Genomic DNA, 12,018 nt, shown 5'->3' on the forward strand with positions numbered 1-12,018 from the left:
GAGTATGCCAGGAGAGCCCGCAGGACGCGGGCGAAAGGTGGCGCTGGAACATGGATGTTCCATCGGCACCGGTCCGTTAAGGCAGACGAGTGAAGTGAAGGTACCGCGTAGCGGCGCGAGGACCGCCAGCCCCGGTGCGGCTCCAGACGGCGTTATCATCAATCGCTTAACTGATATGCATCACAACAATCACCTTGATTCCTGAACGCCAGAAACAGCAAAGCCGCCCGAAGGCGGCCTTAACGCTGAAGCTTGAAACGAACTTATTTGTACAGTTCTGCTGTCATGTGCACACGGTTGTTGGTGTTTGCTTCGGTGATTTTGTACTGTGCGCCCTGCTGCTGTGCGACTGCAGCAACTTTAGCTTCTGCACCGTCCAGCGTTGAAGATTCAACTGAGATGCTCTGTGCAAAACTGGCAGCAGACATCAGTGAAAGAGCGGCGGCAGCGGCGATGGTCAGTGTTTTAATGGTTTTCATGGTCATATTCCTTTGGTTTGTTGGTGAAGGCTGTACGCCTTCGATGAAAATATAATAACTCACGCAATCATTTCATTCTTAACTATTAGTGCGATCATCATGATCCAGCTAATCATGTTTAAGCATCAGGGCACGCACAGTAGAAATAAACTGTGGCCACTGATGAAAACGCATCGGCGGCATGTGAGCACTGCGTCGCGCACGCAGCGCATTCACAACGGCATTTGCTTGCTGGTCAATGTCTACATCGTTCTGTTTCATGACGCGGCCCTCACTCGATGACGCCTTAACACGGAACAGGCCGCCCTGTAAGGCGGCCTGTTCCGGCATTTCCCTATGCAACCATCCGTGACTTATTTGTACAGTTCTGCGGTCATATGCACGACATTACCGTTGCTCGCTTCAATGATTTTGTATTGCTCATTTTGCTGATGAGCCTGAGCAGCAATTTTCGCTTCTGCTCCATCCAGAGTCAGAGAAGTGGCGGTCACTGTCTGAGCGAAGGTAGCAGCAGACATCAGTGAAAGAGCGGCAACAGCTGCGATTGACATAGCTTTGATAGTTTTCATGGTCATATTCCTTGTTTGATGAGAAGGCTGTACGCCTTCGATGGAAGAAATAATAACCATGTTTACTATATACATCTTAACTATTAGTGCGATCATTATAATCGCACTAATAGTTAATTCATCTAGGACAACGCAAGGGATTCAATCACATGTTGTACTTCGCGTTGATCTTCGCTGGACAGTGCACGCATAGGGCGCGGTAAATTGTTCTCATCTGCCAAACCGAGAATGGCCGCCGCCGCTGCCATCACGCGAATGCTGCCACCGTGCTGTCGGAACAGCGTCCATAACGGCTCGAGGCGCCGGGACTGTGCTGCCACCGTGACGAAATCCCCGGCCTGTGCCGCTCGCGTTAACGCTAATGCCGTGTTGGGAAATAAACCGCCGCATACCGAATACCACAGATCACATCCAGCCATCAGACCATTGCCCGCAGAGGCATCACCGCTGACACCAATGCTAATCTGCGACGGTAATTGTTCACGTAACGTGTTTACCCGCTGCAAAGCCTCACTCATCTGGTCGGGAACACCGGGGATTTTGATGGAAGCAATATGAGGAAGCGCGGCTATCCGTGCGTAAAGCGCATCTGAAAACTGAGTATGGGTGGTGCCGGGATTGTCATACACACAAATTGGCACCGAAACATGTTGTGCCACCTCATGAAACAAGCCAAACACTTCGTCATCGGTGAGTTTTTGGTAGGAAACCGCAGGTAATAATAAGGCGCTAACACCCGCCTGCTGTGCATCTTCGGCCAGCCGCAATACCTCATCGGTGCTGATTGCGCCGATACTGACAATCACCGGGATGCCATCAGCATGTTCTACAGCCAGCGTCGCCACCTGCTGGCGCTGCGCTCGGGTCAAATAGGCGTAGCTGCCAGTTGAACCCAACACGCCAAGTGAATCAACTTTCGCCGCCGTTAATCGTGCAAGCAGCCTGAGAAAAGCTTTTTTATCAATACCTGAAGCGTTTACCGGGGTCAGCGGGAACGCACTAAGACCTGAAAACATAGCCAGCTCCTGTAAGATAGCGCAAAAACGCATCTTAACAATCGCTGGCTATTTGTCATAGGCCAAAAAATTAGCGTTTGACCTCTCTTCTCAAACGCAACCAGAGAAGACCCAGTACCACAGCAATTCCTGCAGCCGCCATGCCTACACGTGAGATCAACATCAACGGCGAAGCGTCTCCACCTGCACGCAATGATTTGACCCGATCTTCACTGATGTCTACCTGACGATGCCCAATATCGTGCATCACATAGTTGGTGACGGCAGCGATTTGGTGATCGTTAAGTTCACCGGCAAAGCCGATCATCCCTTGACCATGCTCCGGCCAGACGCCCTGCAACACCGCCATGGCGACGTTATCCGCATTGGGCTTGTTTAGCACCGGATGATTCTGCAGCGCAGGCAAACCATTCAGCCCCTGGCCCGTCAGGTTATGGCAGGAGGCACAGTTGTTGCGATAAATCTGTGCGCCCTCGTTCAACACTGCCTGTGGTGTATCGTCACCTTCTACTGGCGTCCAGCGTTTTACCGGGGCCGATTCTGCTGCTGTAGAGTCTTGTGGCAGCAAATAGGTGGCGATGGCCTGACGATCTTCTGGCGTCATGCGCGAGAAGCTTTTGTCGATCGCCTCCAGCATCGGGCCGCCCGCAGTCGCCCCATTGCTGGCATGGCCGGTGGCGAGATACTGCGCCAACATCGCACGCGTCCAGTGTGGTTGGCCCTGTAAAGTGGCCGCCGTGATATCCGGCGCAAACCAGGTGCCAAGAGATGCACCCTGTAAGTTTTTATCCTGTTGTTCCGCCATCAGGATATTACGCGGCGTGTGGCAAGTGCTGCAGTGGGTTAATCCCTGCACCAGATAGGCGCCACGGTTCCACTCATCAGACTGTTTAGCATCGGGTTGGAATGGCTTGGTATCAAGGAACAACAGGTTCCATGCCGCCATGCTAAAGCGCAAATTGAAGGGGAATGGCAGCGCCGTGGCTTCCGGTTTCACATCAACTGGCTGGATGCCCTGCATAAAGTAAGCATATAAGGCGGCGACATCTTCATCCGTCAACTTTGCGTAGGCGGTGTAAGGCATCGCCGGATAAAGCTGGCTACCGTCACCCCGTACGCCCTTGCGCAACGCATCCGCAAACTGCTGCTCGCTGTAGTTGCCAATACCCGCAGTTTTGGATGGCGTGATATTGGTGCTAAAGATGGTACCCAACGGACTGGTAATCGCGTGACCACCGCTGAACGGTGCTTTGCCCGTTTCGGTATGGCACGCGCCGCAGTCACCGGCAATCGCCAGATACTCTCCACGCTGAATCAACTGCGTGTCCGCAGCCTGTGCCTGCGAAACCGCCAGCGCCAGGGTGCCTGCTGCAAGCAGGGCTTTTAAATGCTTAGCCATGTTGCGTCTCCTGCAGGATTTTGTCCGCGGTACGCAAGGCCAGCGCCATCGCGGTGAGTGTGACGTTACAGGTGCCGACCGTCGGCATCACGCCGGTGCCGACCATAAACAGATTCTGATGGTCGTGCGCACGCCCCCACGCATCGGTGACGCTGGTGGCCGGATCGAGGCCCATAGAGAGCGTGCCGGTGATGTGCTGACGGTTAGAGAATTTGCCGGTTTTGCTGTGTTTGATGTTAGTTGCGCCGAGTTTGGCAGCAATCGCGTCATAGCATTCACGCGTCTTCTCGGTGCCTTTGGTGACATAGTCGCTGACATCCCAGTACAAGGATGGCGTTGGCAAGCCCAGCTCGTCTTTATTGCTGCTCAAGGTCACGCGGTTGTTCGGATCGGGCAGCTGTTCCAGCGCATTTTTAATGCTGAGACGACGTGCCGCACGGAAGCGGATCTCATCCTGCAACTTCTTACCGAAGAGTCCCTCTGCCAGCACTTCTTTAGTCACGGAGGCGACCTGAGAGGCGTTGGAGATGTCGATACGGAACGGCGCATGTTCACTGCGGAAATCACCGTCACGGAACTGACCGATCGAGCAAGGACTCACGGGACCGCGACCTGGCCAGATCTCTTCGTCGACGTCAAAGGTCACGCCGATCGCTGGGTGATCGCACAGGTTACGCCCGACATTATCGTGTGCGTTGGCAATGCCATTCGGGAATTTATCACTCACTGACATCAGCAGCAGTTTCGGGGTTTCGATGGCGTTAGCAGCCAGTACAAAGGTCTCTGCCGTCACGCGATGGCTCACTTTGTTCCAGTCATAGTAATTCGCGGCCACGATATTGCCCTTGGCGTCGTGCTCCAACTGATACACCACCGCTTCAGTGATCACCTTCACACCACTGATTTCCGCCTGCTGCGCCGCAATGCCGCCGTGATACTGCGCATCAATCGGACATACCGGCATACAGTTGTTGTTGCCACAACAGGCAGGACGTCCGTCATAGCTGTGGCTGTTGCGCCCTGTGCTGTCATCCAACACGGTAAAATCCGGTGCCAGACGTGCCGTAACGCGTTGTTGCAGCCACGAAGCCGGGACACGCTCCATCGGGTATGGTTTACTGCGTGGCGAGCCGTTATCCGGTGACCCGCCGACCCCGGCGATCACCTCGGCCTGATAGTAATACTCTTCTAAATCGTCATAACGCATCGGCCAGTCTTTGCCGACGCCATACTGACTGTGTTGACGGAAATCGTTGGGAACAAAACGCCACAACTGCGCCGCCCAGTGCCAGCTGGTGCCGCCAAACATACGGATGTACTGTGCCGCAAAAGGATGTGGGCCAGCCTGATGCAGATAATCATTCGGTTCTGGCGTGTAACGCGGATGTGGCGCTTTAGGCGAGAACGGATAAGGCGACATAAAGTCGGATTTAAACGCCGAAGCACGGAAGCGCTCAACCAACTGGTCGCGGCCCACTTTGGGACCGGATTCGAGCAACAGCACAGACTTGCCGGCTTTTGCCAGACGTGTCGCCAGCAGTGAGCCATTGACGCCTGCGCCAATCACCACCACATCGGCGGAATTATTATTTTTCATAAACGACATAACTCTTCAGAATCAGGGCTGTTGTGCCCAGCTACCACACTCGCCGTAGGAGAATCCCGGCGGCACTAATTTGTCATCCACCAGCTTATTCGCCAGCGTATTCACATAGGTGACATACAGCGCGTGATTGCCCTTGCCGACCACGCCGTTGTACCAACCTCCGAGGATCACTTTTGCCAGCTTTTCGCTGTCTGCATCGGCGGGAAACGTCAGGTGATCCTGCTGCAGGAGTTCCGGCTGGTTTTGCAGCAGCGTTTTCAGCTGTGCGAGTGCGGTGACAAACCCTTTCTGCGTCTGACTGAGTGCCAAAAGCAACGCGCCCCCGACGGTGGAATTGAGCGCGGTTTGCTGCGTCAGCAATTGTGACACCTGCATAAAATCGTCCAGCCCAACCACAGTGGTAGATGACTGGGCGGCGTTGAGGCGCGGCAACGGCAAAAGCTGGCCTGCTGCGCTGGCAATGGTGACCAGCCCGACCATCTTCAACACGCGGCGGCGTGAGTAATGCGTCATAGTTTCTTCCAGTAAAAACGTCGCCTGCGGTCGCAGGCGACAAAATTTGGCAATATCTCCAGGGCGGCCTATAGGCCGCGCCTTACTGCTTTCTGCGGCGCATCAGCCACCACGCCAGCAGCACAATCACCACCAGCATGCCGACGCCCACTCCGACCTGTGCCAGCATCACCAACGGTGATGAGGGACCGCCGCGACGGATTTCTGCTACCCGTCCAGGTGACGCTGTCACTTCGACATTGCCGTAATGATGCAAGATCCAGTTAGACAGTGTGGCAACTTGCTGGTCATTCAGTGCATTTAGCGCATTCGGTTGTGAACCAAACGGCGGCATATAAACATCACCCTGCGCGGTATGACGTTGCACACCGAACAGAATGGTGGCGATCAGGTTTGAAGGGTTGCGCTCTGCGGTAGCACTATTATGGAAAAGGCTGGGATAAAACGCGTCTTTGGTGCCCTCACCGCTGCTGCCGTGGCACGAGGCACAGTTGCCGGAGAACAGTCGAGCACCCTCATCACGGGTCGGTGAGTTGAAAGCCTCTCCCCGGAACGCCACCAGATTCTGTGCGGCTTTACCCTGCTCGAAGCGCGATGCGCCGCTCGCCGGTGCATTTTTATCCGTTACGCTGCCCATGTACTCGGCAATGGCGGCCAGATCTGCGTCAGACAAGTGCTGGAAGCTGTGGGTAATCGCTTCCGCCATACTGCCCGCGGCTTGCGCTTTACCTGCCAGACGACCGGTCTTGAGATAGGTAATCAGATCCTGTTGAGACCACTGACCGATGCCGCTGACCGCATTAGCGGTGATATTCGGAGCAAACCACGGCCCAACCTGCGCCCCGGTAAAGGCATCGCCCTCTTTCTCCTGCATCAGGAATCCACGGGGGGTGTGGCAGGTACTACAGTGTGCAGCGCCCTCCACCAGATAACGGCCACGGTTCCAGCCTGCAGACTGCCCCATATCCGGCGTAAAGCCCGGTGATTTCAGGAACAGCGCGTTCCAGAACATCATCGAGAAGCGCAGGTTGAGCGGGAACGGCAGATGCGTCTCTTCGGTGGTCTTATCCACTGGTTGTACGCCTGACATAAAGTAGGCATACAGAGCGTGAACGTCCTCATCCGTCAGCGTCGCATACGCGGTATAGGGCATCGCGGGATAGAGATTCGCGCCATCCGCACGCACGCCTTTGCGCAAGGCATCAGCAAACTGCTGCTCGCTGTACTGACCAATGCCAGCGATTTTCGATGGCGTAATATTCGTCGCGATGATTTCACCGACCGGTGACTCAATCGCCTTACCACCGGCAAAAGGTTTACCATGTTCCGCGGTATGACAAGCCGTACAGTCGGAGGCCACAGCAAGGTATTCGCCCTTCTTCACCAGCGCATCATCAGCAGCGTGAGCGGCACCGCTTGCCAGTGCCAGAACTAGCGCCATCTGTTTGAGTTTCAGCATGATTACGCCTCCTGCGCCTGTTTGACGATGGCATCGGCCGCTTTAAAGGCCAGCGCAACCATGGTCAACGTACTGTTACCGCACGCGGTGCTGGCCATCGCCCCGCCACCTGGCAGGAACAGATTGCGGTGATCGTGAGCACGGCACTCGTTATCCACCACCGAATTAGCCGGATCGTTACCCATAATGGTGCCGCCCATGATGTGCTTGCTTTGGTTATATTGTTTCGAGAATTTCTTATCGATGGCACCCATCGCCTCGGCGATACGGTCAGCAATCGGTTTGGAGTAGTTCTGATACGAGCGGCGCACATAGTCACCTACATCGTAGTGAATGGCGGGTTTGGGCAAACCGAGCCAATCCTTTTTATCACTCAGCGTCAGGCGGTTGTTGGCATCCGGCAGAATTTCATGCGCGAGCACAATATCCGCGGTGCAGGCTGTCATGCGGCGAATTTCTTCGTCCAGGGCTTTACCCACCAGCCCTTTCTCCAGTGCGCCAAATGTCACGAAGCGGTTACGGGCAAAGTTGTTAAAGCGGAAGTAAGCCCCAGCGTGCTCAGAGCGGAAATCACCCTGCGAGGTTTCCATGATGCCGCTGTTGACCACCGGCCCGACGCCCGCCCAGTAAGGCTCATCCAACGTCACCGTCATGGTGATTTGGGGATGGTCCATCATGTTGCGACCAACCTGATCAGAGCTGTTGGCAACGCCGTTCGGGTTGCGCGAATCCGCTGACATCAACAGCAGTTTCGGCGTTTCCAGCCCGTTGCAGGCGATGATGAACAGCTTGCCGCTGACGCGATGCGTTTGCTTGTGCTGATCATAATAATGCACCGCTTCGATGTGGTTGCTGGCGTTGGTTTCAATGCGCCATACCACTGCGTTATCAAGGATAGTGGCACCTTTGGCTTCAAGGCGGGATAGCGCAGTGGCACCATCATATTTCGCACCAACCGGGCAAACCGGTACACAGTTGTTATTGGCGCAACAGGCGGGACGATCGTCGTAAGACATGCCGCTGTTACGCGCCTGTGCCGTCGGGATGTTGTGCAGCCCCAACTTTTCACGCACCACGTCAGTAAAGCGGGCTTCACCCGGTCCAAAGGGCAGCGCGGGCATCGGGTAAGGTTTCGAGCGCAGCGGCGGCCATTGCAGTGCCGGATCGTCCGGTCCGCAGATGCCCAGCTTGTATTCGGCGCGCGCGTAGTAAGGTTCCAGCGTGTCGTAATCAAACGCCCAGTCACGACCCACGCCGTAGCGCGTATGCAGTTGCATATCGGCGGGTGTTAAGCGCCAGCAGGTGCCCGCCCAATGCCAGGTCGATCCCCCGGCATATCGCACATAGCTCTGTGCATAGGAGTCTTCCCCGCTGAGTTGCAGATACCCTTTCCCTGCGCCCGCTGGTTCAGGATGCGGTGCCCACTCACGTGATGGGTAGCACTCAATGGGGTTGCCTTTGGCGGCCAGCGGCAAGTTACGATAATTTTCAACGATTTCGGCACGCGATACGCGTGGACCGGCTTCCAGCATCAATACCGGAATACCGGCATCAAGCAGTTGCTCAGCGATCACCACACCGACCACGCCGGTGCCAACGATCACCACAGGTGACTGAGAAGGAGCTGCCATGTTTTGTCTTCTTTTTTGGTGGTCAGAATTGCGGTACGGGAAGGACCGGTGTGTTAGTACGCTGCCAGTTATTCGGCCCACTGATGCCGTAAGACGGGATCGTGATGGTATCTAGCGTGGTGTGCCAGGTCAGCGCTTGCTCATAGGCAAACGCCTTGGCTGAACGTTTCGGTTCGAGGCAGCCGGTGTACCAACCAAAGATGATTTTGTGCGCCAGATCCTGCAATGCGCCCTGCGGAATCGCTGGGAAGAAATCTTCAACGATCTGCGCATTGTTCGCTTTGGCAATCGCCAACAGATGATTGAGATTTACCATTAATTCCGGGTGATCGAGTTCCAGTAGCGCCAGCATGCGCTGCCCGACCGCATCATCCAGTTTATGGTTGACCAGAAGACGAGATATCTGCATGAAAGGAATGAAATTTTTCGACGAGTCTGCAAACGCCATACGCGGAAGCGCCGAGGTGACCAGGCCGCCAGCCACGATCACAACGCCGGAGAGCAACACTCTGCGGCGTGACAACTGGACCTCGCCGAGCGGCAGGTCTTGCAACTTACTCATGGTGTATCCCTGGTTGGTGACACGGCTCAAAACCTCCGCGAGGCGAAGGTAAAAAATCTAATTGTTTGAAATAACGTAAAAACATCCGCTGATTAACAATCACATAACGCAACATTAATCAGATGTCTTAGAACGACACGGACTTTTAATATAATAAATGGATCTTAAACAAAATCCATACGTAATGATGTTTTCAAATCAAAAATGAGTGGAATTGGGCAAGAGGAAGGATTGGGTAATCAAATCTGGTGACAGTCATCACATTGAAATCTGGCTAGTTAATTTGTAGGTCGCGACCCTCAGGCCGCCCAGGATGCGGGCGGCTCTATAAGGAAATTACTTACTCAGCGTCGCATTCAACGCATCAATGGAGGTTTGCAACCCTGCTTCAACACTCATGGTCAGGTCTTCCATTTCCAGCGAGACATCGCCGTTGTAACCGGTCATGCGTAATACAGAGAAGAACTCTTTCCACCATTTCAAATCCTGACCACAGCCTACGGCAACATAGTTCCAGGTTCGGGTTTTGGTATTCGTGACAGGTTGATACTCCATCAGGCCGTCAATATCCGCTAGTCCGCGTTCGATACGCGCATCCTTACCGTGCACGTGGAACACTGCCCCCTCCAGTTTACGTGCCGCTGCGATCGGGTCCGCGCCCATGGCGATCAAGTGTGAAGGATCGAGGTTCATTCCAATCATCCCATCGACCTCGTGACGCAGGCGCAATAAGGTCGACGGGTTGTAGACCAACTGGCAAGGGAACTCTTCAATCGCAATCTGCTCAACGCCGTGCTGTTTGGCATGCTGGACGAATTTTTTCCACCAAGGGATGGCAACATCATTCCACTGATAATCGATCACCCCCGGCATGTAATCCGGCCATGAGATGGTGGACGTAATCCAGTTCGGCACGCGATCTTCCGGCCCGCCGCCAGGCAAGCCACTCATCATCACGATCTTCTTTACGCCCAACTTGCCGGCAAGCTCCACGGCACGGTAACTGCTTTGGGTATGGGTCTCCCCCAACGCGCCAGGCGCCAGCGGATTGCCCGAACAGTTCAGCGCCACGATACGCATCTCGCGATCGGCCAGTTCTTGTTTAAACTTCTCCAGTTTCATCGGTGATGACAGCAACTCTTCCGTTTTCACATGTGGACACGGCGACCAGCCACCGGCCGTCATTTCTACCCCATCAATTCCGTAGCTTTTGACTTTATCCAGCATTGCCGGGAAGGGTAAATCAGCCAAAACGTCAGTACATAATGCGAGTTTCATTCTTCAATCCTTAAGCGATGCGTTAATTACGCTTTCTCAAACTGTGCAATAAATTCGTGTTTGGTTTTGGCGTTGGCTAATAAAGTGGTTTTAACTTCATCGCCCAACAGATCGGCAATATTCGCCAGCACCTGGATATGCTCATTCTCGGTGGCCGCCACTGCGACAACGACAAAAACCACCTTGCCTGCACCCCAACTTACGCCATTGGGAAACTGGAATACCTGGAAACCGGTTTTAATAACCAGATCAAGGTTTTCTTTTGCACAATGTGGGAAAGCGATGCCCGCACCGATATAAGTTGAAATGCTCTTCTCCCGCGCTAACATGCCGTGCAGAAAACCCGGTTTGACATAACCCGCCTGCTCTAAAGCATGCGCCGCAATTTCGATGGCTTCACTTTTATTCCCTGCCCGACATTGTAAATGCAGCGCATCTTCCGTCAGTTTCAACATAATTATTACCTCACTTTCCGCGAGCAAAAAAATATTTAGCGATAAAGCGCTGGTAGCGCTGGAATTAAAACGTCATGTTTTTTGCCGTCTTTCAGTGACGCAAGGCCCGCATCACACACCAGCGCAACCACATAGCCATCCCAGGAAGAAGGCCCGCTCATCTCTCGCCCGTCACGCACGCGGTCAACAAAGTGCTGCACCTCGCGGTCGTAAGCGACAGCAAAACGTTCCATGCAGGATTGTGCGATATGCTGCGCATTACCGTGACGTGAACGCGTGCTGATAACCTGTTGTTCTGTCAGCGCTGCAATCGCATTTTCGCCAATCACTTCACAGCGAATGTCGTAGCCGTAATGGCAGTTCACGAACAGTTCATCATCAACACGCACACCGGATTCAGTCTCAAAGATAACAATCAGCGGGTCCTGCAAATGCGGTAATGCCCTGCTGGTTTTCTTACGCGGTTTGTCCACGCGTACCGAGGTAATGTTCTCATTCAGCAGATAACGAATGATGTCGATTTCATGGGTAGCCGAATCATTGATCGCCATCTCCAGGGTGTAACTCTCGGGCACCGAGGGGTTGCGGTGCGCGCAGTGGATCAGCATCACCTCACCGAGATCCCCCCCATCAATCGACTGTTTCAACGCCTGATAGCCTGGGTCGAAGCGGCGCATAAAGCCTAATTGCAGTAAACGCTTTCCGGCTTTTACTTCTGCATCAATAATTTCCTTTGATTCATCTGCGGTGGGTGTCAGTGGTTTTTCGCAGAATACCGGTTTGCCAGCATTAAACGCCGCCAGAATTTGAGCTTTATGTACCGGACCAATTGAGCAAATAAACACGGCGTCGACCAGTTCAGAATTGATCATCTCTTCTGCATCATAAAATGCGGTTGCGCCATATTCAGCGGCAACCATATCGGCCGCTGCGCGGTTAATATCGCAAACGGCTGTGACTTGCGCACCGGATATAACAGTTTGGAAGCGTTTCAGATGGTCCCGGCCAATCATACCCAGACCAATTAAGCCAATTTTAACAGTCATTTATT

14 protein-coding genes are annotated in these 12,018 nt (G+C 54.0%); 1 reads left to right on the top strand and 13 read right to left on the bottom strand.

Features of this window, described 5'->3' with window-relative positions:
- The coding region (locus tag QMZ30_RS24995) for a hypothetical protein (protein ID WP_283229305.1) at positions 1-205 on the top strand (205 nt) is incomplete at its 5' end.
- Between the two features lie 58 nt (positions 206-263).
- On the opposite strand, the gene QMZ30_RS25000 is transcribed toward QMZ30_RS24995, so the two are convergent.
- The 13 genes from QMZ30_RS25000 to QMZ30_RS25060 form a co-directional block, all read right to left on the bottom strand.
- A complete protein-coding gene (locus QMZ30_RS25000) occupies positions 264-479 on the bottom strand; it encodes a YdgH/BhsA/McbA-like domain containing protein (protein WP_034829885.1) in 216 nt (71 codons plus the stop codon).
- 108 nt (positions 480-587) lie between these two features.
- On the bottom strand, positions 588-740 hold the full coding sequence (locus tag QMZ30_RS25005; protein ID WP_283229306.1) for a hypothetical protein: 153 nt from the start codon (positions 738-740) through the stop codon (positions 588-590).
- 92 nt (positions 741-832) lie between these two features.
- Positions 833-1,048 carry a YdgH/BhsA/McbA-like domain containing protein gene (locus QMZ30_RS25010; RefSeq protein WP_039334247.1) on the bottom strand — a complete coding sequence of 72 codons (216 nt, stop codon included), beginning with the start codon at positions 1,046-1,048 and terminating at the stop codon, positions 833-835.
- Between the two features lie 122 nt (positions 1,049-1,170).
- Positions 1,171-2,064, bottom strand: coding sequence for a dihydrodipicolinate synthase family protein (locus QMZ30_RS25015; protein WP_283229307.1), 894 nt, complete (start codon positions 2,062-2,064; stop codon positions 1,171-1,173).
- 70 nt (positions 2,065-2,134) lie between these two features.
- A complete protein-coding gene (locus QMZ30_RS25020) occupies positions 2,135-3,463 on the bottom strand; it encodes a cytochrome c (protein ID WP_283229308.1) in 1,329 nt (442 codons plus the stop codon).
- Positions 3,456-5,060 (bottom strand): GMC family oxidoreductase, encoded by a 1,605-nt coding sequence (locus tag QMZ30_RS25025; protein WP_283229309.1) that lies wholly within the window; start codon positions 5,058-5,060, stop codon positions 3,456-3,458. The genes QMZ30_RS25020 and QMZ30_RS25025 overlap by 8 nt, the downstream gene beginning before the upstream one ends.
- A 21-nt stretch (positions 5,061-5,081) precedes the next feature.
- On the bottom strand, positions 5,082-5,582 hold the full coding sequence (locus QMZ30_RS25030) for a sugar dehydrogenase complex small subunit (protein WP_283229310.1): 501 nt from the start codon (positions 5,580-5,582) through the stop codon (positions 5,082-5,084).
- 82 nt (positions 5,583-5,664) lie between these two features.
- On the bottom strand, positions 5,665-7,041 hold the full coding sequence (locus QMZ30_RS25035; RefSeq protein WP_283229311.1) for a c-type cytochrome: 1,377 nt from the start codon (positions 7,039-7,041) through the stop codon (positions 5,665-5,667).
- 2 nt (positions 7,042-7,043) lie between these two features.
- Positions 7,044-8,672, bottom strand: a complete 1,629-nt coding sequence (locus QMZ30_RS25040; RefSeq protein WP_283229312.1) for a GMC family oxidoreductase — start codon at positions 8,670-8,672, stop codon at positions 7,044-7,046.
- Between the two features lie 22 nt (positions 8,673-8,694).
- Positions 8,695-9,234: a sugar dehydrogenase complex small subunit gene (locus QMZ30_RS25045; RefSeq protein WP_283229313.1), complete on the bottom strand. Its 540-nt coding sequence runs from the start codon at positions 9,232-9,234 to the stop codon at positions 8,695-8,697.
- Between the two features lie 336 nt (positions 9,235-9,570).
- Complete coding sequence (locus QMZ30_RS25050; protein WP_283229314.1) at positions 9,571-10,512, bottom strand: sugar phosphate isomerase/epimerase family protein; 942 nt, start codon at positions 10,510-10,512, stop codon at positions 9,571-9,573.
- A gap of 26 nt (positions 10,513-10,538) precedes the next feature.
- Positions 10,539-10,967 carry a PTS mannitol transporter subunit IIA gene (locus QMZ30_RS25055; RefSeq protein ID WP_283229315.1) on the bottom strand — a complete coding sequence of 143 codons (429 nt, stop codon included), beginning with the start codon at positions 10,965-10,967 and terminating at the stop codon, positions 10,539-10,541.
- A gap of 35 nt (positions 10,968-11,002) precedes the next feature.
- A complete protein-coding gene (locus tag QMZ30_RS25060; RefSeq protein ID WP_283229316.1) occupies positions 11,003-12,013 on the bottom strand; it encodes a Gfo/Idh/MocA family protein in 1,011 nt (336 codons plus the stop codon).
- Between the last annotated feature and the right edge of the window lie 5 nt (positions 12,014-12,018).

Origin of the sequence: Pantoea sp. EA-12 (genome assembly GCF_030053355.1) — a bacterium.
In the GTDB taxonomy this organism is placed as follows: Bacteria; Pseudomonadota; Gammaproteobacteria; order Enterobacterales; family Enterobacteriaceae; genus Pantoea; species Pantoea vagans_C.

Coding starts and splice junctions, on each gene's coding strand:
- QMZ30_RS25000 (WP_034829885.1), bottom strand. CDS start 479: ATGAAAACCATTAAAACACTGACCATCGCCGCTGCCGCCGCTCTTTCA.
- QMZ30_RS25005 (WP_283229306.1), bottom strand. CDS start 740: ATGAAACAGAACGATGTAGACATTGACCAGCAAGCAAATGCCGTTGTG.
- QMZ30_RS25010 (WP_039334247.1), bottom strand. CDS start 1,048: ATGAAAACTATCAAAGCTATGTCAATCGCAGCTGTTGCCGCTCTTTCA.
- QMZ30_RS25015 (WP_283229307.1), bottom strand. CDS start 2,064: ATGTTTTCAGGTCTTAGTGCGTTCCCGCTGACCCCGGTAAACGCTTCA.
- QMZ30_RS25020 (WP_283229308.1), bottom strand. CDS start 3,463: ATGGCTAAGCATTTAAAAGCCCTGCTTGCAGCAGGCACCCTGGCGCTG.
- QMZ30_RS25025 (WP_283229309.1), bottom strand. CDS start 5,060: ATGAAAAATAATAATTCCGCCGATGTGGTGGTGATTGGCGCAGGCGTC.
- QMZ30_RS25030 (WP_283229310.1), bottom strand. CDS start 5,582: ATGACGCATTACTCACGCCGCCGCGTGTTGAAGATGGTCGGGCTGGTC.
- QMZ30_RS25035 (WP_283229311.1), bottom strand. CDS start 7,041: ATGCTGAAACTCAAACAGATGGCGCTAGTTCTGGCACTGGCAAGCGGT.
- QMZ30_RS25040 (WP_283229312.1), bottom strand. CDS start 8,672: ATGGCAGCTCCTTCTCAGTCACCTGTGGTGATCGTTGGCACCGGCGTG.
- QMZ30_RS25045 (WP_283229313.1), bottom strand. CDS start 9,234: ATGAGTAAGTTGCAAGACCTGCCGCTCGGCGAGGTCCAGTTGTCACGC.
- QMZ30_RS25050 (WP_283229314.1), bottom strand. CDS start 10,512: ATGAAACTCGCATTATGTACTGACGTTTTGGCTGATTTACCCTTCCCG.
- QMZ30_RS25055 (WP_283229315.1), bottom strand. CDS start 10,967: ATGTTGAAACTGACGGAAGATGCGCTGCATTTACAATGTCGGGCAGGG.
- QMZ30_RS25060 (WP_283229316.1), bottom strand. CDS start 12,013: ATGACTGTTAAAATTGGCTTAATTGGTCTGGGTATGATTGGCCGGGAC.